Origin of the sequence: Streptomyces sp. R28, from assembly GCF_041052385.1 — a bacterium.
Taxonomy (GTDB): Bacteria; Actinomycetota; Actinomycetes; order Streptomycetales; family Streptomycetaceae; genus Streptomyces.
Genome location: NZ_CP163439.1, coordinates 3,651,780 through 3,672,403 on the forward strand (window position 1 = coordinate 3,651,780; position 20,624 = coordinate 3,672,403).

The 20,624-nt window shown below is 69.9% G+C and carries 14 protein-coding genes; 2 read left to right on the plus strand and 12 right to left on the minus strand.

The features are described 5' to 3' along the window. Positions 1-103 precede the first annotated feature (103 nt). Entirely contained in the window at positions 104-1,210 is a 1,107-nt protein-coding gene (gene proB, locus AB5J49_RS16155) for a glutamate 5-kinase (protein ID WP_369175149.1), read from the minus strand. Positions 1,211-1,503: 293 nt separating this feature from the next. On the opposite strand from proB, the gene AB5J49_RS16160 reads away from it, so the two are divergent. Both AB5J49_RS16160 and AB5J49_RS16165 read left to right on the plus strand, forming a co-directional pair. After that, positions 1,504-2,832 carry a polysaccharide pyruvyl transferase family protein gene (locus AB5J49_RS16160; RefSeq protein ID WP_369169336.1) on the plus strand — a complete coding sequence of 443 codons (1,329 nt, stop codon included), beginning with the start codon at positions 1,504-1,506 and terminating at the stop codon, positions 2,830-2,832. A gap of 128 nt (positions 2,833-2,960) precedes the next feature. Beyond that, the gene (locus AB5J49_RS16165) at positions 2,961-5,009 is read left to right on the plus strand and encodes a hypothetical protein (RefSeq protein WP_369169337.1); all 2,049 of its coding nucleotides are present in this window, start codon (positions 2,961-2,963) and stop codon (positions 5,007-5,009) included. On the opposite strand, the gene AB5J49_RS16170 is transcribed toward AB5J49_RS16165, so the two are convergent. From AB5J49_RS16170 to rplU, 11 genes are all read right to left on the minus strand, one after another. Next, complete coding sequence (locus tag AB5J49_RS16170; RefSeq protein ID WP_369169338.1) at positions 4,978-6,204, minus strand: glycosyltransferase family 2 protein; 1,227 nt, start codon at positions 6,202-6,204, stop codon at positions 4,978-4,980. The two genes, AB5J49_RS16165 and AB5J49_RS16170, sit on opposite strands and share 32 nt — an antisense overlap. A 234-nt stretch (positions 6,205-6,438) precedes the next feature. Next, positions 6,439-8,523 (minus strand): hypothetical protein, encoded by a 2,085-nt coding sequence (locus AB5J49_RS16175; protein ID WP_369175150.1) that lies wholly within the window; start codon positions 8,521-8,523, stop codon positions 6,439-6,441. Positions 8,524-8,670: 147 nt separating this feature from the next. Continuing rightward, positions 8,671-10,170 carry an SDR family NAD(P)-dependent oxidoreductase gene (locus AB5J49_RS16180; RefSeq protein WP_369169339.1) on the minus strand — a complete coding sequence of 500 codons (1,500 nt, stop codon included), beginning with the start codon at positions 10,168-10,170 and terminating at the stop codon, positions 8,671-8,673. 181 nt (positions 10,171-10,351) lie between these two features. Then, positions 10,352-11,560, minus strand: coding sequence for a hypothetical protein (locus tag AB5J49_RS16185; RefSeq protein ID WP_369169340.1), 1,209 nt, complete (start codon positions 11,558-11,560; stop codon positions 10,352-10,354). Positions 11,561-11,671: 111 nt separating this feature from the next. Further along, positions 11,672-13,231 (minus strand): alkaline phosphatase, encoded by a 1,560-nt coding sequence (locus AB5J49_RS16190; protein ID WP_369169341.1) that lies wholly within the window; start codon positions 13,229-13,231, stop codon positions 11,672-11,674. Positions 13,232-13,398: 167 nt separating this feature from the next. Next, positions 13,399-14,880, minus strand: a complete 1,482-nt coding sequence (locus tag AB5J49_RS16195; RefSeq protein WP_369169342.1) for a VCBS repeat-containing protein — start codon at positions 14,878-14,880, stop codon at positions 13,399-13,401. Between the two features lie 94 nt (positions 14,881-14,974). Beyond that, positions 14,975-16,507, minus strand: coding sequence for an FG-GAP-like repeat-containing protein (locus AB5J49_RS16200; RefSeq protein WP_369169343.1), 1,533 nt, complete (start codon positions 16,505-16,507; stop codon positions 14,975-14,977). A 50-nt stretch (positions 16,508-16,557) separates the two neighbouring features. Continuing rightward, positions 16,558-17,982 carry a VCBS repeat-containing protein gene (locus AB5J49_RS16205; protein ID WP_369169344.1) on the minus strand — a complete coding sequence of 475 codons (1,425 nt, stop codon included), beginning with the start codon at positions 17,980-17,982 and terminating at the stop codon, positions 16,558-16,560. 250 nt (positions 17,983-18,232) lie between these two features. Further along, positions 18,233-19,678 carry a GTPase ObgE gene (obgE, locus tag AB5J49_RS16210; RefSeq protein ID WP_369169345.1) on the minus strand — a complete coding sequence of 482 codons (1,446 nt, stop codon included), beginning with the start codon at positions 19,676-19,678 and terminating at the stop codon, positions 18,233-18,235. A 137-nt stretch (positions 19,679-19,815) separates the two neighbouring features. Continuing rightward, the gene (gene rpmA / locus AB5J49_RS16215; RefSeq protein ID WP_030051735.1) at positions 19,816-20,070 is read right to left on the minus strand and encodes a 50S ribosomal protein L27; all 255 of its coding nucleotides are present in this window, start codon (positions 20,068-20,070) and stop codon (positions 19,816-19,818) included. Positions 20,071-20,084: 14 nt separating this feature from the next. Next, positions 20,085-20,405, minus strand: a complete 321-nt coding sequence (gene rplU / locus AB5J49_RS16220; RefSeq protein ID WP_007381993.1) for a 50S ribosomal protein L21 — start codon at positions 20,403-20,405, stop codon at positions 20,085-20,087. Positions 20,406-20,624 lie beyond the last annotated feature (219 nt).

A 20,624-nucleotide genomic window follows, 5' to 3' on the forward strand; every position in this document is an offset into this window, starting at 1 on the left:
CGGGGCGCTTTTGCGGAACGTCCACCTCAGGGCGACACCTGTCGCAGGGCGTTCACCCCGTTTTCGGCCAGGGCCCCAGGGTCGCGCCGCCCCCACGTGCCGCTCAGGGCTGCAGGATCACCAGATCGTCCCGGTGTACGACCTCACGCTCGTACTCCGCCCCCAACTCCCGCGCCAGTTCCCGCGTCGACCGTCCGAGCAGTTGCGGAATCTCCTTGGCGTCGAAGTTGACGAGCCCGCGCGCGATCGCGTGCCCCGTGCTGTCGCGCAGCTCGACCGGGTCACCGGCGCTGAACTCGCCCTCGACGGCGGCGATTCCGGCCGGCAGCAGCGACGTACGGCGTTCCACGACCGCCCGTACCGCGCCGTCGTCCAGCGTCAGCGAACCCTGCGGGGTGGACGCGTGCTGGAGCCACAGCAGGCGGTCGGCGGAGCGCTTGCCGGTGGCGTGGAAGTAGGTGCCGGTGTCGCCGCCGTGCAGCGCCTCGGCCGCGTGGATCGCGCTGGTCAGGACCACGGGGATGCCGGCGGCGGCCGCGATCCGGGCCGCCTCGACCTTGGTGACCATGCCGCCGGTGCCGACGCCTGCCTTGCCCGAGCTGCCGATCTCGACCCCGGCCAGGTCCGACGGCCCGCGCACCTCCGCTATCCGCGAGGTCCCGGGCTTGCTGGGGTCGCCGTCGTAGACACCGTCCACGTCGGAGAGCAGCACCAGCAGGTCGGCGCGGACGAGGTGGGCGACGAGGGCGGCGAGCCGGTCGTTGTCGCCGAAGCGGATCTCGTCGGTGGCGACGGTGTCGTTCTCGTTGACGATCGGGAACGCGCCCATCGCGAGGAGCTTGTCGAGGGTGCGGGAGGCGTTGCGGTGGTGGGCGCGGCGGCTCATGTCGTCGCTGGTCAGCAGCACCTGGCCGACGCGGAGGGCGTAGCGGGCGAAGGAGGCGGTGTAGCGGGCGACGAGCAGGCCCTGGCCGACGCTGGCGGCGGCCTGCTGGCGGGCCAGGTCCTTGGGGCGCCGGCGCAGGCCCAGCGGGGCGAGTCCGGCCGCGATGGCGCCGGAGGAGACGAGGACGATCTCCCGCTCCCCGCCGCTGCGGCTCTTGGCGAGGACGTCGACGAGCGCGTCGACCCGGTCGGCGTCCAGGCCGCCGGACGCGGTGGTCAGCGACGAGGACCCCACCTTGACCACGATCCTGCGGGCCTCGCTCACACCCTGCCTTGCCCCTGCCACCTGTGCTCTTTCCCCTCACGTGGGTCCGGTTCCCTGATCGGCAATCTACGCGAAGCGGATCGTTCGGCGCGCGGGGATTCCAGCCTCCGGACAGGCGGGCGGTAACGGTGTGCTCACGGGTCGCGTACGGCAAAAAGGTTGCGTTGGTTGCCTATAGAAAACAACGACAGTGCAAACTTATTTTGAACGCTGTGTCACACAATGCCCATCATGGTCACCGAGGGAAGCGCATCCTTCTCCGCTCGGGTAAGAGCCCCTACGACGTCGTTTCCGTGGAGGAGGCCCTCCACCGGGACGTCATCGCCACCAACTCCGGCAACCTGATCTTCAGCGACGCCACCCACAAGATCCTCGAGACCCCGCACACCGAGGTCGTCTCGAACGGCGTCCGCACCGACATCTCGGCGGCCGGCCGCATCAACGAGGAGTACGACGCCTTCGTCGTCCCGCTCGCCAACGCGTTCCGGCCGTCGTTCGAGGGGCAGTTGAAGCGGCTGACGCGGCTGATCAGCAAGCTGAAGATCCCGGTGGTCGTGGCGGGGGTCGGCGCGCAGGCCGGGCTCGGCTACAACGCGGCGCGGCTGAAGGGCATCGAGCCCGCGGTGCGCGAGTTCGTCTCCGCCGTGCTCGACCGCAGCGCCTCGATCGGCGTCCGGGGCGAGTTCACCGAGAAGTACCTCAAGGACCTGGGCTTCCGGGACGTCGAGGTCATCGGCTGCCCGTCGCTGTTCATGTACGGCAAGGAACTCGCCGTCACCAAGCGGGAGGCGGCCCTCGTCCCCGGCTCCCGGATCGCGGTCAACGGCTCGCACAGCGCGGTGCGCTCGCAGGGCCTGGAGCGGGTCATCGCCGGCGCCCACGCCCGCTATCCGAACCTGCGCTTCATCGGCCAGAACATCAGCGACGCACGGCAGTTGCACTGGCGGGACCTGTCCGACCCGAACGGCCTGGTGACGGCGATGCCGACGCACCCCGAGCACCCGATGTACCGGGAGGACAAGGTCCGCGTCTACGTCGACCCGGTCACCTGGATCGACGACCTGCGCGCGTTCGACTTCTCCTTCGGCTCCCGCATCCACGGCAACATCGCCGCGCTGCTCGCGGGTACACCGGCGACCGTGCTGTGCGGCGACTCGCGCACGCTGGAGCTGTGCCGCTACTTCGGCATCCCGCACCGCCGGATCGACAAACTGCCCGAGGACCTGGACCCGGCGTCGCTGTACGAGGAGGCCGACTTCGGTGGCCTGATGAGCGGCCACCAGGAGCGGTTCGAGCGGTTCACGGGCTTCCTCGACAGCAACGGCCTGGAGAACACGTTCACGCACGGCGACGGCGGCGCCGCCTTCGAGGAGCGTATGCGGTCGCTGTCCTTCCCGGCGGGCATCCGCCCCTGGAACGACGCCGACCTCACCTCGCTCACCACCAGGTTCGGCTGGCTGCAGAGCCGTCTCACCGAACTCGCCACGGACAACGACCGGTTGAGGCGCGAACTGTCCCGCACCGGCAAGCCGGGCACCGGGCTCCCCGCGGCGTCCGTCTACCGCCGGGCCCGCCGTGTGGTGGGCGGACCGATCCGCCGGGCGCTGCAGTCGGGACGATAGGGGCAGGTTCCGGCAGGTCCGTCGGCCTCGGTCACTCCAAACCATCCGGACACTCGCGTGTCGTCCGGAGGTCGGTGCGCGTTAACCCGGGCGCACCACGTCCCGCCCCGACCTTGGAGTGACCGCAGTTGCCCACACCCCTGTCCCGCCTCCCGGTGAGAGCGCTCGTCACGGCTCTCCTGGCCGCCGCCTTCGGTGCCCAGGCCGTGGCGGCGCTGAGCCCGCACGTCCCGCTGCTGCTCGCCGCGACCGTCACGTCCCTGGCCGTCGAGGGTGTGTTGCTGCGCTGGCAGCGCGGCATGCTGTCGGTGTTCGCCAAGTCGCACGCGGACATCACCGTGCGGCATGTGCTGCGGGACCTGCTGCTGGTCGTGGGCCTGCTGCGGCTCGGCGAGCAGCACCGGGAGACGGTGTACGCCCCGCTGGTCGCGGCCCTTCTCGCCTTCTACGCCCTGCACTGCGCGATCCAGGCGGTCTCGGTGCTGGTCCGCCGCACCCGCACCCTGCCGGTGGTCACCCGCAACATCGACGCCTCCGCGCTGCGCCTCTCCCCCGCCCCGCCCCTCCTGCTGCGCCGCCCCGGCCCGCGCCTGCTGGTCTTCGGACTCCCGGCCACGGCGGGCCTGCTGACCACGGCGGCCACCGACGACCCCCGCTGCGCGGCCCTCGGCATCGCGCTGTCCCTCGGGCTCGCCCTGCTGGGCCTGTACGACCTTCTCGTACGGCTGCTGCCGAGCCGTCGCCCGGTGGGCGAGCGGGAGGCGCTGGACTGGCTGGACGCCTGGCTGGCCGAGTACCGGCCGACGGTCGGCCTGTACTTCTCCGGCGGCGCCTCCTCGGCGTACCAGGCGAACATGTGGCTGGAGCCGCTCGCGCAGCTGGAGGGCCGTCCGCTGATCGTGCTGCGGGAGCGGTTCATGGTGCAGAAGATCGCGCCGACCGACGTCCCGATCCTGTGCCTGCCGAAGGTCTCCACCCTGATGCGCCTGGAGCAGTCCACGCTCCGGATGCTCATCCACCCCTCCAACTCCGGCAAGACCTCCCAGGTCCTGCGCATCCCCACGCTCAAGCACACCTTCGTCAACCACGGGGAGAGCGACAAGCTGTCGTCCTGCAACCCGTACGCGAAGGCCTACGACGAGGTGTGGGTGGCGGGTCCCGCGGCTCGCGAGCGGTATGCGTATGCCGAGGTCGGCGTCGAGGACAAGGACGTCGTGGAGATCGGCCGCCCGCAGCTGGACGCCGTGCAGCCGTACGCGGGTCCGCCGGCCGGGGCGCGTACGACCGTCCTGTACGCGCCGACCTGGGAGGGCTGGGACGGCAACCCCGGCAACACCTCGGTGGTCGAGGCCGGCGAGAACCTCGTACGGGCGCTGCTCGCGGACCCCGGCGTACGGCTGCTGTACAAGCCGCATCCGCTGACGGGGTCGGTGGATCCGCGGGCCGGGGCGGCCGATCTGCGCATCCGCGAGCTGATCAGGGTGGCGAACCGGGAGCAGGCAGGTGAGCGGCCTCGCGACACCGGTGAACTCGCCCTTCGTACCCAGGAGTTGGACCGCCTCACCACGACCGAGGTCCGGGCGAGCGCCGATCAGGTCGAGCGGATGATGCTCCAGTCGGCGCCGGAGCCGGGGCGGGCGGAGGCGGTGGCACGGGCCACGGCCGCCTGGGAGGAGGTGTACTGGGCGTCGCTGCCGGAGTGGGAGCACCAGGTGGTGACCGCCGCGCGGCCCACGCTGTACGCCTGCTTCAACCGGGCCGATCTGCTCATCAGCGATGTGTCGAGCGTGATCAGCGACTTCCTGGCGAGCGGGAAGCCGTACGCCGTGGCGAACACCAGCGGTCTCGCGGAGGACGTGTTCCGCAAGGCCTTCCCGACCGTGCGCGCGGCGACCGTGCTGACGCCGGACGCGGCCGGGGTTCCGGAGTTGCTGGAGGCGGTCCGGCACCCGGAGAAGGACCAACTCGCCGAGGCGCGGGAGGAGTTGAAGCAGCACCTGCTGGGGCCCGCCGAGCCCACGTCACAGGTGCGCTTCAACGCTGCCGTACAGGCGCTGTGTTCGGCCGCGCAGGAGCACCGGGAGCGGATGGAGGAGCGGCTGGCGGCGGAGCTCCCGGCCGAGATCCCGGATCAGCGGCGGTCCCTCACGCGGGAGCAGCCCGCCCGCCCTGCGTAACCTCACGCGAGGCCCTCAGCATCCGCCGCGCCTTGCGCACCGCCCGCCGCAGGAACGAGTCCGCGCCGCCCTCCCGATAGCCGGGGAAGGCGCGGGCCTCGCGCGGTGTGGCGAGGTACACGGAGTCGGGTATCCCCGCCGCCGCGTCCCGGAAGTGCGGGTAGGCGAGGTAGACACGGCGGCCCTTCTTCTCCAGGAGGGCCGCCGGCTGCTTCTTGGCCTTGATGAACTCCACGACGGGCAGCAGGAGTTCGGGGCGCCGCTCGGCGACCAGGTGCAGTCGCAGGCGCTCCTCGACCTTGAGGCGGCGGGCGATGTCCGGCGTCCAGTGCGCGTCCATCAGGGGCCCCGCCAGTTCGAGCTTGTGCTGCCTGACCTGCTCGCTGTCCTTGGCGTACTTGGGCCCGAACTGCGGCAGCAGGGTGATGAGGAAGGGGCGGACCATGAGCAGGTCGCGCCGGTCGCCGGCGGGCACGTGCTCGGCTATCAGGTTCATCAGGGCGCGCGCGGAGTCGAAGCGCAGGGCGTAACCGCCGCTCTTCGTCACGTGCTTGCCGTCGTCACGGCCCACCAGGTAGTAGCAGGTATGGTCGGCGACCACCGAGACGCCGTCCGCCCGCAGATAGGCCTCCATCGTGAACAGCGCGTCCTCGCCGGTCCACAGGGACTCGTCGAAGCGCATGTGGTGCCGGGTCAGCAGTTCGCGGCGGAACAGCTTCTGCGCGCTCAGCGTGAACTTGATGTTGGAGGAGAAGACGTCGGTCCGGTCCAGCGTCTTGCCCCACATCGACTTCGGCGCGGTGCGGTTGACGCCCTCGACGCGGCCGAGGACGACGTCCGTGCCGTTCTTGTCGCCCATCGCGACCATGCGCTCCAGGGCCTCGGGGCCCAGCCGGTCGTCGGCGTCCAGGAAGAAGACGTAGCGCCCGGCCGCCTTCCCCAGGCCGACGTTGCGCGGACCGCTGGGGCCACCGGAGTTGTCCTGCCGGATCACGGTCACCGGCATGGGCGCGCGGGCCGCGAACTCCTCCAGGTACTCCCCCGTGCCGTCCGTCGAGCCGTCGTCCACCGCGATGACCTCGATGCGCCCTGGGTCGATGGTCTGTGCCTCGACGGACGCCAGGCACTCGATCAGGTACGGCATCGCTTCGTACGCACCGATGATCACAGTCACATCAGGCTGCGTGACGGTCACGTTTCCCCCTTGTCGACGGGATATTTCCCCCGTATCGCATCATTCGCTACCTGGTAGACGGCTGGGCGTTGCAAGCGGTTGCCTCAGGGCCACGCTTTGGTGAGTCAGATCACAAAAGGGAACTGACATGGAGTCACGCTATTCGGGCAACGTAAGACGCCCACAAGAACGGCGCGGCCCCCGAGGATCTACTCCTCGGGGGCCGCGCCGTGGTCTTGCGGGTGGGCGTGCGGGTCAGGCAGTCACATCGTCCTCGGCCGCCGACAACCGCTGCCCGGGTACGGCCGCCAGGTCGCCTTCGGCGGCTCCGGCCGCCGCCCGTGACTCCTGGCCGACGTTGCGCGCGTCGGCCTTGATCGCGAGGTTCCCCACCGCGGTGTTGAACTGCTCGATGGACGTCGGCTCGTCCGGGCCGAGCAGGTACCGCTTGAGGTCCCCCCGGTCCTCGGCCAGCGGGTCCGACGCCGGGTCGCGCACGGCGTCCAGCAGGCCGCCCAGCTCGGCGGCGCTGTTGGACAGGATCGTCGCCGCGCGCACCGCGGTGTTCTGCCGCTTGAACTCCTCCACGCCCAGTTCGGCGGAGTCCGTGACGGCGTACGGCTTGCCGCTGGCGATGAAGTCGGAGACCACGCTGGAGATGTCGGAGACCATCGCGTCGGAGACGTTGAAGCAGTCGTACAGGCGCGGCTCGGCGCCCGTGATGACGCGGTGCTCGTAGCTGCCGAAGGAGCGCCAGTACGCGGTGTTCCACTCGGCGCGCAGCCGGGCGATCTCCTCGTGCTTGGCGACGTCGACCAGGCCGTCGCGGGTGGCCTCGGCCTCGTCACCCTTGCTGTTGCCGCTGCCCTTGCCCTTGCCCTTGCCGGACAGTTCGGCGAGGCGGGCCTCGATGCGGGCGAGCTCGGCCTTGGCGGCGGTCTGCGCGGCGGCGTCGGCCGTGAAGCGCGGGTCGGTGGCACGCTCGGTGGCGGCCTGCTGGACCAGCGCGGTGATCCGCTGGTGGGCGGCCTTGGCCTCGGCGCTGACGGTGCCGGTGAAGGGGTGCGGCTTGTACAGCACGCGGACCGGCGGGTCGGCCGTCACCAGCTTCTTCACGATGTTCTCGCCGGCCAGAACGATCGAGGTGTTGCCGGGGTTGCCGTCCCAGCCCTCCCAGGTGGGGGCGTAGAGAACAGTCGGGATCCGTCCCTCCGGCGTGCCCTGCCAGGTCTGGATCGGCGCCAGCTGGGGGCGGCCGACCTCGACGATGTCCTCGTCGCGGACACCGACGTCGGCGATGGCGTACCGGTCGCGGCCCGCGCGCCCGGCGGTCCACACCTCGTCGTAGACCTTGCTGTACGGGTTGACGCTGGCCAGCTTGTCGCTGTCGCCGTGGCCTATGAAGACGTGCTTCATGGTGGGGACACGCAGCAGGTGGATGTTCTTGCCGACGTTCGCCGCGTACAGCGCGACGCGCACGTTGGACAGGTCCAGGTTCATCAGGTGCACGCCGCCGGGCACACAGACGACGGGGACCGTGGTGGGCGCCAGGTTGTTCAGGATGACCCGCTCGCGCAGGATGATCAGCGGCTTGGAGTCCAGCTGCTCCATGGTCTCCAGCCACATGTTGACCTGGTACGCGGAGTCCTTGGAGCCGGAGAAGTACAGCACCGTCTCGGGCCGGTACTCGGCCAGCCAGTCGTCGACGGCGGCCAGGACGATGTCGGCCTTCGGCGGGACCTTCCGACCGCGGACGTAGGGCACGAGCGCCACCACGTACAGGCAGCCCACGCCCACCGTGACGCCGATGCCGATGAAGCCGGCCACGGCCGACTCCAGGGCCGCCGAGACGAGGATGCCCGCGACGGCCGCCAGGTCGAGGTGCAGCATCTTCTCCGCGGAGCGGTGCAGCAGCCTGCGCGGCGGGGCGTCCGGGATGCGGATGCGCGAGGCGAGGTCGATGTTGCGGGTGGCGACCGGCATACGGCGACGGTTGCGGATCAGGGTGACCAGCGCGCCGTGCGGGGCCTGGAGGCCGTAGAACGCTATGAAGCAGGCGATCGCACCGTAGTAGATCAGGTCGTCCGCGAAACCGAGCCGGGCCAGCAGCAGGATCAGCAGCAGTTGTCTGATCAGGAAGCGGATCGACAGACCGGCCCGGACCTTGCTCAGGCGGTTGACCAGATAGCTGCTCTTGCGGTGCAGATAGTGGTCCGCCAGGTACGTCACGGCGGCCGCGGCCGCGAAGGCGGGAACGCTCGGGACGAGCGCGGCCAGCATGAGCGCCGGGAAGCCCAGGATCATGAGGGCCGCCGCGGCCAGCTCGGCCGGGCTGCCCACCCGGGCGACGCGAATAGCGGTGGATATCACGGAGAACCTGCTCAGGGAGAGGGGCCGGTCTGAGGGGCTAAGGACTCAGGCCCCTGTGAATTCTTCGTGAACGAAGAATCGCAGAGGCCTGAATTCCATAAGGCTATTAGCTGTTGATTATGCCACGCCGTCCTGGCGGTCCAGAACACTGGCCAGCGCCTGCTCGAAGCCGGACGCCTTTCCGGCGGGCGCCGTCGGGTCCTGCTGGCGGACGTCGATGACATGGCCGGTCAGCTCGGAGAGCAGCACGTCGAGGGAGGTCCGGGCCACGGCCTCGGAGGAGAGCAGGCTGCCCGCGGGCTCCTGGCCGAAGGCCTTGGTGCGCATCGGGGTGGCCGTGCGCTCCGGGTTGATGCAGTTGACGCGGACGCCGTCGCCGGCCCATTCGTCGGACAGGGCCTGGGTGAGGTTCACCATGGCGGCCTTGGTCGAGGAGTACAGGCTGTACTCGGCGCGACCGCGGGTGTAGCTGCTGGAGGTGTACAGCAGCAACTGGCCCTTGGTCTCGGACAGGTACTTGTACGAGGAGCGCGCGATCTGCACCGGGGCGAGGTAGTTGACCTTCAGCGCCTCCTCGATGGTGGCGTTGTCGGTCTCGGCGAGCTTGCCGATGCGCAGCACACCGGCGGTGTTGACGACGTAGTCAATGCGCCCGGTCTCGGCGTACGCCTTGGACAGCGCGTCGTCGACTTCCTCCGGGTTCTCCACGTGGGTGCCGGTGGTGGAGCGGCCCAGCGCGTACACCTTGGCGCCGTAGGACTCGGCGAGCTCGGCGATGTCCTTGCCGATGCCGTAGGAGCCGCCGAAGACGACGAAGGTCTTGCCGGTGAGCAGCTGGCGGTAGGCCTCCTCGCTCACCTGCTCGGGAGCGGCGGTGGAGGCCAGCTGGAAGAGCTTGTCGGCGATGAAGACGTCGACGGGCTGAGTGACCTTCATGTTGTACTCGTCACCCGCGACGACGTGGATCGGCACGTCCGGCAGGTACTTGAGCACGACGGAGCAGTCGTCCGTGGCCTGGAAGTTGGGGTCACCGGCGGCGACCTCGTAGGCCCGCTTGATCGTGGACAGCTTGAACGCCTGCGGCGTCTGGCCGCGGCGCAGCCGGGAGCGGTCCGGGATCTCGGTGATGAACTCGCCGTCCTCGCCGTGGGTGCGGGTCACGATGATGGTGTCCGCGGACGGGATGGCGACGTCGACGGCCTGGAAGCGCTCCAGCGCCACGACACAGTCGTCGATCACTCGCTGTGACAGCAGCGGGCGCACGGCGTCGTGGAAGAGGACGTTCAGGTCCTCGCCCTCGGCCAGGCCCTCGCCGAGGGCGTCGATGGCGCGCTCGGTCGTCTCGTTCCGGGTCGAGCCGCCCTCGATGATCTTCTTGACCTTCGTGAACCCGGCCTTGGCGACGATCTTCTCGATGTCCGGCACATAACCGGGCGCCATCAGCACGATGATGTCGTCGATCGAGTCGGCGTTCTCGAAGGTGGTCAGCGTGTGCTCGATGACTGCCTTGCCGGCGATCTTCAGCAGCTGCTTGGGGATCGACAGACCCACCCGCTGACCGGTACCACCGGCCAGGATCACTGCGGTGGTACGGGGCTTGGCTATGTGCTGGGACACAGGTGACCTACCTTGTGGCGACTGGGAACTTCGAAATGGTCCCACTTGGGGTTACCGCAGTGCAAGGTGAGCGCCCCCGGCTGCATATGTGCGCGCAACCTGTCATTCACCTTGTACGCATGGTCATTGTCGAGGGGCCCTCCGGGCGCCCTGTTGAATTGCTGTGAGTAACCGCACAGGGTCACCGAAGCCGTAGCCGCTTGAGGCAGCGGTGGCCGAGGACCCGCACGAGTTCCGTCGAAGACGTCTGGTGGACAGTACGCGACTTGGCGGCCGCGGTGTGCCGCACGGGCGCGGCCGCCGCGGCGGCGAGGGCTCCGTACAGCGCCTGTGCGGCGGCCTCGGGGGCGATGCGCGGCTCCGTGTCGGCTCGCGGCGCGGGCTTCTGCACGACGGACAGCTGCACGGCGGACAAAAGGCGCATGTCGCCGAGGATTCGCACCCCCGCCCTCCCGACACTCTCCGCCATCTCCGCGCCGATCTCGGCGGCCGCCTCGACGGCCCACTGCGGGGTGCAGATCTTCACGTCGCCGGGACCGGGAGTGCACGCGTTCTTCATATGCATCACGGCGCCGTTCCGGACGAGCTGTGAATAGAGCTCCTCGGGCAGTTCATCGGCGCGGAATTCCTTATTAAGATTCCGCAGCATTTCGGTCTCGGCGAGGGTGAGCGAGCGATTCGCCGCATCGGGAACGGGCCGCAGAAGGTGTGCGGGCAGTCCGAGCAGCGTCTCGAAGGTGCGCATCAGGCCCTCCCGGTCCCGGTCGTCGACCACGACGACGGTGACCCGTTCCGGTCCGGCCACCCGGACCCAGCGCTGGACCAGCCGGTCGTGCCGGTGGCGGAGCCAGAAGCTGGGGTTGGGCTTGTCGTACGGCGGCTTCCTGAGCATGTGCTGCAGCCAGTCCTCGTAGCCCATGCGCAGGCCGTTCTGCACGTACTGCTGCCGCTGCGAGGGCATGATCCGCGCCAGCGGGCGCAGCGTGACCAGGACGTGTACGCGGTCGCCGCCGAGCTGCTCGACGATCCGCTGAATCGTCTCGTCGTCGGGGGCGTCGGCGAAGAACTCGCTGCTGATCACCGACGTGCGCCGGCCCGTGGCGCGCACCTGCTCCAGCAGCCGGCCCCAGTGCCGCTCGGTGGGCGCGGTGTCGCCCATCATCCCGGTGCGGGCGCAGGCGGCCAGGACCGCCTCCATGGGGTGCCGGGTGGTGGCCGGCCACTCGACGCCGTGCCGGGCCATCTCGTCCTTCGCCGCGAACAGCGCGCCCTGGATCGAGGTGGTGCCCGTCTTGTGCGGGCCGATGTGCAGCAGGCGGGTCCCGGTGGGCAGCGGGGTGATCACGCCGCCGTCGGCCGCGGGTTCATCTCTCGTACAGTCCGTCTCCATGGTCAGAGGACGGTAAGAGAGCTTCCTGAGACTGTGCTGAGAGTGACCTGGGACACGGATGAGTCCCAGGTCCCCCACCAGGTGTTACGGGAGTCACCAGAGCGACAGGAGCTACACGACCTCGACGCCCGGCTCTCCCGCCTCGACCCGCAGGTTCGCCAGTGTGCTCGGCGTAGCCGTCTGCTGGCGCACCGTGTCCACGATCCGCACCTGCGCGTCGATGCCGTCACGGCGGATGTCGAAGAGGTGGTAGCCGCGGTGGGCATCGAGCAGCTTCCAGTGCGGGTTGTCCGGCACGCGCGGGTCCCACTCCTGGTGGAAGGCGGCCTGGTCCTGGTCGCCGTTGCTGGAGATGGACGTCCCCACGAACTCGGCGCCCACGACGTCGGACTCCGGGTCTGCGTAGTCCTCCTTGAGGTCGCTGATCATGGTCAGGTGACGATCGCCGGTGAACACGACCGGGTTGCGGACCTGCTTCAACTCCTGCATCAGGGCGTCTCGTTCGACCTGGTAGCCGTCCCAGGCGTCGTAGTACCAGAGCTTGCCCTCGCCGACCTGGAGGTCGGTCTCGGCCATCATGATCTGCGAACCGATCATGTTCCAGCGGGCCGGCGAGTCGTGCAGCCCGTCGATCAGCCACTGCTTCTGCTCGGCGCCGAGCATGGTGAGCGCGGGGTCCTGGGCGCCTTCCTGGCTGGTGGCCTGGTCGCTGCGGTACTGCCGGGTGTCCAGCACGCTGAGCCGGGCCAGCCGGCCGAACTCCAGGCGGCGGTACATCTGGATGTGCGGACCCGTAGGGATGGCGCTCGCGCGGACCGGCATGTGCTCGTAGTACGCCTGGTAGGCCGCGGCCAGCCGGGCCACGAACGCGTCGTGCGGCTGCTTGCCCGGATCCTGCGGGATCTCGCCGGCGAAGTCGTTGTCGACCTCGTGGTCGTCGAAGGTGACCACCCAGGGCGCGTTCGCGTGCATCGCGGCGAGGTCCGGGTCGGTGCGGTACTGGGCGTACCGGTTGCGGTACTGGACCAGGCTGTACGGCTCACCCGTGCCCTCGTGCCGGCGCACGCCCGTCGCCGACGGCGTCGACTCGTAGATGTAGTCGCCGACGAAGAGAACGAAGTCGGGGTCCTGGGCCAGCATGTCGGCGTACGGCGTGAAGTAGCCGTGCTGCCAGTTCTGGCAGGAGGCCAGCGCCATGCGCAGTCGGCCGCCGGAGCTGTGCGGGTGGGGCGCGGTGCGGGTGCGGCCGGTGGGCGAGAGCTGGCCGCTCGCGCGGAAGCGGTACCAGTACGTGCGGCCGGGGCGCAGCCGCCGTACGTCCACGTGGACGCTGTGTCCCAGCTCGGGCCGGGCCTGGGCGACACCGCGGCGCACCGGCTTTCTGAACCGCTCGTCCTCGGCGAGCTCCCACTCGACCGACACCACCTGGTCGGGCATGCCCCCGCCGTTCAGCGGGTCCGGGGCAAGGCGCGTCCACAGCACGATGCCGTCGGGAAGCGGGTCACCGGAGGCGACACCGAGGCTGAACACGCCTTCGGGCAGCGGTGTTTCGGCGGCTCGGGCGACGGTCGGCAGCCACAGCTGGGCGGAGGCCGCGGCGCCGAGCACCGCGGCGCCCGCGGTCAGAAAGCGACGTCGGTCGGGCGATACGGATCCGGAAACACCGGTCATCGGCGAACTCCCCTGTCTCGCTGGCCTCTTGGACACTTCGGATGCTCACGCCCGTGGGCGGTCTGGCTGCTGAACTGCGAGCTGCGCGTGCATGACAAATAGGGAGACAACAGAAGACCCGTTGCGGCACGGGAACGTGCCCTTGCCACAACGGGTCCGGCGGTCGATCAGGAGTTGAACCCGGAGCCCAGCTTCGCGTTCGCCGCGACCGTGCCGAGGGTGCCGGCCCCGAAGGTGAACGAGCCGGTCGGGGTGATCCCGGCCGACGTGGACTTGAACACCCACACCGACCCGGCGTTCGCGTTCTCCCCCGGTGCGCCGACGACGAGTTCGGCGCGGCCGTCGTGGTTGGCGTCCACGAGGTGGGTGGTGCGGCCGAAGGCGTCGTTGGCCTCCGCCGCGCCCGGCACGCCGGTGGTGTCCTGGTTGACCCCCGTGGCGCCGGTGCCGGTCAGACCGCTCGCGCTGCCGCGCAGCACGATGGTGCCGCCGGCGTTGCTCAGCCCGTCGAAGTCCTCGCCGGGCACGCCCGTGGAGACATCGGCGTACCCGTCGCCGTTGACGTCGGCGACCGAGACGTCGGAACCGAAGCCGTCGGCGCGCTCCGCGGCGCCCGGGACTCCGGCACTGTCCTGGTTGACGTATATCGCCTTGCTCACGACGGGGCCGTCGGCGCCGCCGGGGACGAAACCGACCCGGCCGCCCCTGGGGAGCGGGGTGTCGAGGTCGCTGTCGTAGCCGTCGACGGAGCGGCCCGCGACGATGTCGTCGTAGCCGTCGCCGTTCACGTCACCGAGGTCGAGGGACTCGCCCTGCACCCAAAAGCCCCGGCTGTCCTCCAGCACGATCTTCTCCGCGAGACCGTCCGTCGTGCCCCGCCAGTACGTGATGCGGCGGTGGTCGTACTCGTCGCCGTCGTTCATGGCGCCGACGACGTCGTCGATGCCGTCACCGTTCACGTCACCGGTGGCCAGGTCCAGGAAGCGGGGGTCGGAGTCGTCCCGGACGATCTGCTCTCCACCGCTCGCGGAACCGTCGCGCCCGAAGGGGCCCTTGATGACTCGCAACTTGGTGAGGCTCTCCACGACGACCAGGTCACTCGCCCCGTCACCGTTCACATCGCCGACGGTGAGCTGGTCCTTGGCGCTGAGCCGGTCGTAGGTGTCGTGCCCGTACGCCAGCGCGGCGCCGCCGGACAGCCCGTTCGCCCCGCCCCAGACGACCTGCACGAGCCCGGTCTCGGCACCGCCCTCGACGGAGTCCTCACCGGTGGCGCCGACGATCAGGTCCGCGTACCCGTCCCGGTCGAGGTCGGCGGTGCCGACCGCGCTGCCGAACTGGTCCTCGGTCTCGGCGGAGTCGGTGACGCCGGCCGTGTTCTGGCTGATGACCTGCTTGGAGGCGGTGTTGAGCCCGCTCGGCGAGCCGTACACCACGGCGACGTACCCGGCGCGCGTCTTCCCGTCGACGGTCGCCTCGGGCGCCGCCACGGCGAGGTCGGCGTAGCCGTCGCCGTTGAAGTCGTCCTGGGGCTTCGCCGCGGCCGACGGGGTGTCCCCGGCGGCGTGGGCGGCGGGCAGCACGGCCGCTCCCGTCACCGCCATGACGACGGCGAGTCCCGTGCGCCAGGTTCCCTTGCGCCTGTTCATGGTGCTGTCTCCTGTCGTTTGCGTGGGGGGATGGTCGTACGGAGAGTTGGTCGTCATACAGGGATGTATGCGTCGTACGAGGAAGTCGTCGCCGTCAGTCCGCCAGTGAGGCACCGAATTTGGCCACGGTCGCGGGCAGGCCCATGGTGGCCGCACCGAACGAGAACGAGCCACCGGCGGTGATGCCTGTGGAGGTGGCCGAAAAGACCCATACCGAACCGTTGTTGGCGTTCTCGGCGGGGTCGCCCACCACCAGGCCGTCCCTGTTGTCGGCGTTGGCGTCGACCAGTGCGGTCTCCGTGCCGAAACGATCCAGCTTCTCGGCGGTGCCGGGCACGCCGCCGGTGTTCTGGCTGAACGACTTGTATCCGGTGGCGGTCAGGCCGTTCGCGCTGCCGCGCAGCACGAGTACGGTGCCCGCGTCGGTGAGGCCGTCGAAGTCCTCGCCGGGCAGCCCGGTCGCCACGTCGAGGTAGCCGTCGCCGTTGGTGTCGCCGATGGACAGGCCCGAGCCCATGCCGTCCCCGTGCTCGGCCGCGCCCGGCACACCGGCCGTGTCCTGGTTGATCCACACCGGCTTGCGGGTGGTGGAGACGCCGTTCGGACCGCCGTGGACGACGGCCAACGCGCCGCCCTTCGTGGGCAGTTCGACGTCGCTGTCGTAGCTGTCGTTGGAGTGACCGACGACGATGTCTCCGTACCCGTCCTTGTTCAGGTCGCCGATCTCGACGTCCTCGCCGCCGATGATGCGGCCCTGGGCGTCCTTGAGCAGGCCCTTGTAGGTGAAGCCGTCGGCTGAGCCCAGGAGCAGTTCGACCCCGCGCGAGTCGGACTCGTCGACGAAGGTGGACTGCACGGCGAGGTCGGCAACGCCGTCGCCGTTGACGTCGCCGGCCGTGATCGCCTGGTAGTTCTGGGGGTCCTCGGGATTGATGCGGAAGTAGTCCTTCTTCGCGGGCCGGCCGTCGCGGCCGAACGGGCCGTGGAACACCGTGCCGTCCCCGTTGTCCGTCCCGTCGGGATGCTCGCCCATCCAGTTGTCGTTGCTCAGGGTCACCAGGTCCGGGTGCTTGTCGCCGTCCACGTCCCCGACTGTGAACTGGCCCTTCCACGGGCCCTGCGGGGCCCAGGTGAGCCTTGTCGAGGTGGCCGAAAGTCCCTTGGGTCCACCCCAGTTGACCTCGACCGCGTAGCCGTCCTCGAGATCCATCACATAGGCCTTGAGGGACGAGAGCAGATCGGCGTATCCGTCCCCGTCGAGGTCCGCGCTCTGCAGGTTCGTGCCGTACAGGCCCTCCCATGCCTCCGGCTCCGGGACGCCCGGCCCCTTCAGCACCTGTCTGCGGGACGTCGACAGGCCGCTCGCCGAGCCGTACAGAACGCTCACCGAGCCGGCGCCGGCCTGGGTGTTCACGGTGGTGCCCGGCGCGCCGATCGCCAGGTCGGGGTACCCGTCCCCGTTGAAGTCGTCGTGCAGCCGCTTGGCACTCGGCGTGGTGGCCGTGGCCTCGGTGGCCGCGTTGACGGCGGGCACCGCCAGCGCCCCGGCGACGACCGCGACGCCGGTGGCGAGGGCGAGGCGTCTGCGGCGGGTGAGCGGAGTACGGCGGTGGGAACGCGAAGCCATGTGATTCCTGACGCAGGGAAGAGGTGTGGGGTGGCGTGAAGGGATGCTGATCAGCGCGGGAACCGGTAACCGAGCCAGGCCCCGCTCGCGACCGTCCCGAGGGTGCGGGCGCCGAACGCGAAGGAGTTCTCGGCGGTCACGCCGGTGGAGCCGGACCGGAACACCCACACGCCACCGGCGTACGAGTCCTCCGCGAACGCGGCCACGACGGGCTCGGACCGTCCGTCGCCGTTGCCGTCGACGAGATGCACGCGCTCGCCGAAACGGTCGCCCTTCTCGGCGGTGCCCGGAACGTCGGCACTGTTCTGACTGAGGAGTCTGCCGCCGGCCCCGGTGGGTCCGTCCGGTCCGCCGGGTACGACGACGAAGGCGCCGGCCTGCTTCAGCGTGCCCAGGTCCTCGTACGGGTCACCGGCCAGGACGTCGCCGTAGCCGTCGCCGTTGACGTCGCCGACCGCGAGGTCGTGGCCGAGCATGTCCTCGGGCTCGTCGACGCCGGGCATGCCGGGGGTGTCCTGGGTGATGCTGCGGGGGGCGCCGGCCGGGCCGTTCGCCGTGCCGTAGAGGAACCTGAGCCGTCCACCGCCCATGACGATGTCCTCGCGGTGGTCGCCGTTGACGTCGCCGATCGCCAGGGAGTAACCGGGCCTGATCCTCTCGCCCTGTGCGTCCCTGAGAACGACCAGCGGCCGCAGGCCGTCGCGGCTGCCGCGCAGGAAGTTCAGGTGCTCGCCGCGGTCGCCCTCGTCGTCCGCGTCGTACGAGCGGGCGACGGTGACGACGTCGGTGATGCCGTCGCCGTCCACATCACCGGCCACCACGTCGACCAGTTGGAGGTCGCCGTCGACGAGCTCCGCTCCGGTCACATCGGCGGGCACACCGTCGCGCCCGAACGGTCCGTACTCCACGCGGCCGTCGTAGAGCAGGTCCTGATGCCCGTCGCCGTCGAAGTCGCCGGTGACGGTCCCGCTGCCGCTCTGGTACCGGCCGTCGCCGACGGCGGGCCGCACCTTCCCCGAGGTGAAGCCGCCGGGGCCGCCCCACAGCACCGTCCGGCTGCCCTGCCTGGGGATGCCGCCCTGCTCCCACTGCTCGGCGTCGGCCGACACCTGCAGGTCGCTGTATCCGTCGCCGTCCAGGTCGGCGACGACGAGGTCCGAGCCGAAGCGGTCACCGGCCTCGACGGTGCCCGGAACGCCGGCGGAGGCCTGCGTGTACACCTTCCTGGCCGTGCCGCGGAGCCCGTTCGCGGACCCGTACAGCACGGCGACGTAGCCGGCCTTGGCCTTGCCGTTCACCGTGGCGTTCGGAGCGGCGACGGCCAGATCGCCGTACCCGTCGCCGTTGAAGTCCTGCCGCACGGTGACGGTCGCCGCCCGGGCGTGCCCGGCCGGCAGCACACCGACACTCGCAGCCACCAGGACGACAGCTATGGCGACGGTGCGCCGCGTCCTGCGTGAAACAGCCTCGACCACGTCGACTCCGGGAATCCGATGGGCAGTTGACGGTGGCGGGATCCCGAAAAATCAAGATCCTCATCCACGCCGCCCAGTACGACTCACGGAGGGACGAAGGGGTTGCCCTGAGATACGCCGGGAATTTTCCCGGCGTTAACCGATCCAGCCGGTCCGTCGATCGCGCACGAGGCCGTTCAGGACGAAGCGAAGGGCCGGGAGCAGCAGCCCCCGGCCCACAGTCACGACAACGCCGCGCGCTTGCTCAGGCTCAGAACGGCTCGAAGTCGTCGAACTCCTGCGCCGCTTCGTCATGCTCGGCCTGCTTGTCACGCCGACGCTGCGCAGCAGGGCGCGGCGCCTCGAAGCGGTGGTCCTCGCCCCGGCGGCCCAGCATCTCCGCACCGGCCACCACCGTCGGCTCCCAGTCGAAGACGACGGCGTTGTCCTCGGGCCCGATGGCGACGCCGTCACCGGAGCGGGCCCCCGCCTTCATCAACGCGTCTTCCACACCAAGGCGGTTGAGCCGGTCGGCGAGGTAGCCGACGGCCTCGTCGTTGCTGAAGTCGGTCTGCCGCACCCAGCGCTCGGGCTTCTCACCGCGCACCCGGAACAGCGGCTCGCCGGTGACGTCCTCGCGCGTCACGGCGAAGCCCGCGTCGTCGACGGCCTTCGGCCGGATCACGATCCGCGTCGCCTCTTCCTTCGGCTTCGCGGCCCGCGCCTTGCCGACCAGCTCGGCCAGCGCGAACGACAGCTCCTTCAGCCCGATGTGCGCGACCGCGGACACCTCGAAGACCCGGTAGCCACGGGCCTCCAGGTCCGGCCGCACCATCTCGGCGAGGTCCTTGCCGTCCGGTACGTCGATCTTGTTCAGGACGACCATCCGCGGCCGGTTGTCGAGCCCGCCGTACTCCCGCAGCTCCGCCTCGATGATGTCCAGGTCGGAGACGGGGTCGCGGTCGGACTCCAGCGTCGCGGTGTCCAGTACGTGCACGAGTACGCTGCACCGCTCGACGTGCCGCAGGAACTCCAGGCCGAGTCCCTTGCCCTGGCTGGCGCCCGGGATGAGCCCCGGGACGTCGGCGATGGTGTACACGGTCGAACCGGCGGTCACCACTCCGAGGTTCGGCACGAGGGTCGTGAAGGGGTAGTCCGCGATCTTCGGCTTGGCGGCGCTCAGCACGGAGATCAGCGAGGACTTGCCGGCGCTCGGGTACCCGACCAGCGCCACGTCGGCGACCGTCTTCAGCTCCAGGACGATGTCCTGGAGATCCCCCGGCTCACCGAGCAGCGCGAACCCCGGCGCCTTGCGCCGCGCCGACGCCAGCGCCGCGTTGCCGAGCCCGCCCCGGCCGCCCTGCGCGGCGACGTACGACGTGCCGTGCCCGACCAGGTCGGCGAGGACGTTGCCGGCCTTGTCCAGCACGACGGTGCCGTCCGGCACCGGCAGGATCAGGTCCTGGCCGTCCTTGCCGGAACGGTTGCCGCCCTCGCCGGGCTTGCCGTTGGTGGCCTTGCGGTGCGGGGAGTGGTGGTATTCGAGCAGCGTGGTGATCGACTGGTCGACGGTGAGGATCACGTCCCCGCCGCGCCCGCCGTTCCCGCCGTCGGGTCCGCCGAGCGGCTTGAACTTCTCACGGTGAACGGAGGCACAGCCGTGGCCCCCGTTACCCGCGGCGACATGCAGCTCGACGCGGTCCACGAAGGTGGTCATGGTGGGGTGCCTCCAGCACAGATAAGGTTCGTACAGCTTTGTCTTCTACGTAACACGCGAAAGGCGGACCCGCCTTCCCACTCGGGAAGTGAGGTCCGCCTCGCGAAAAGTTCGGTCGAAGCCTTGAGTCAGGGGACTCAGGCGACCGGAACGATGTTCACGACCTTGCGGCCACGGCTGGTGCCGAACTCCACCGCACCGGCCTGCAGCGCGAACAGCGTGTCGTCGCCGCCACGGCCGACGCCCGCACCGGGGTGGAAGTGGGTGCCGCGCTGGCGGACCAGGATCTCACCCGCGTTGACGACCTGCCCGCCGAAGCGCTTCACGCCGAGCCGCTGGGCGTTCGAGTCGCGACCGTTCCGGGTGGACGATGCGCCCTTCTTGTGTGCCATGTCTCCTCAGTCCCTTACTTCGCAGCCGCGGGGATCTCAGTGACCTTGATCGCCGTGTACTGCTGGCGGTGGCCCTGACGACGGCGGTAGCCGGTCTTGTTCTTGTAGCGAAGGATGTCGATCTTGACGCCCTTGTGGTGGTCCACGACCTCAGCCTGGACCTTGATGCCGGCCAGCACCCACGGGTCGCTGGTCACAGCGTCGCCGTCGACAACGAGCAGGGTCGAGAGCTCGACCGTGTCGCCAACCTTGGCAGTGGAAATCTTGTCAACCTCAACGATGTCGCCGACAGCAACCTTGTGCTGGCGACCACCGCTGCGCACGATGGCGTACACGCGGATCTCACTCTCTCGCTCGGAAACGGCACCCCCGAAGTCCAGCCACCACGCACGCGGGCAGCCTCTCCAGAACACCCTGTGTTCCGGAGGAAAAGGGTTTACGGGGATGTGGCGTGCCTATATCCACGGACACGCCGACGGTCAAGGTTACGGGGCCGTGGCCGAGGGGGTCAAACCGGGCCGGGCCCCAACGGAGTGCGGCCGGTCACATGGACC

What these genes read in the sequence shown, in the direction of transcription:
- AB5J49_RS16185 (WP_369169340.1), bottom strand. Translation starts at nt 11,560, where the DNA reads ATGGAGACGGACTGTACGAGAGATGAACCCGCGGCCGACGGCGGCGTG.
- obgE (WP_369169345.1), bottom strand. Translation starts at nt 19,678, where the DNA reads ATGACCACCTTCGTGGACCGCGTCGAGCTGCATGTCGCCGCGGGTAAC.
- AB5J49_RS16190 (WP_369169341.1), bottom strand. Translation starts at nt 13,231, where the DNA reads ATGACCGGTGTTTCCGGATCCGTATCGCCCGACCGACGTCGCTTTCTG.
- AB5J49_RS16200 (WP_369169343.1), bottom strand. Translation starts at nt 16,507, where the DNA reads ATGGCTTCGCGTTCCCACCGCCGTACTCCGCTCACCCGCCGCAGACGC.
- rpmA (WP_030051735.1), bottom strand. Translation starts at nt 20,070, where the DNA reads ATGGCACACAAGAAGGGCGCATCGTCCACCCGGAACGGTCGCGACTCG.
- AB5J49_RS16195 (WP_369169342.1), bottom strand. Translation starts at nt 14,880, where the DNA reads ATGAACAGGCGCAAGGGAACCTGGCGCACGGGACTCGCCGTCGTCATG.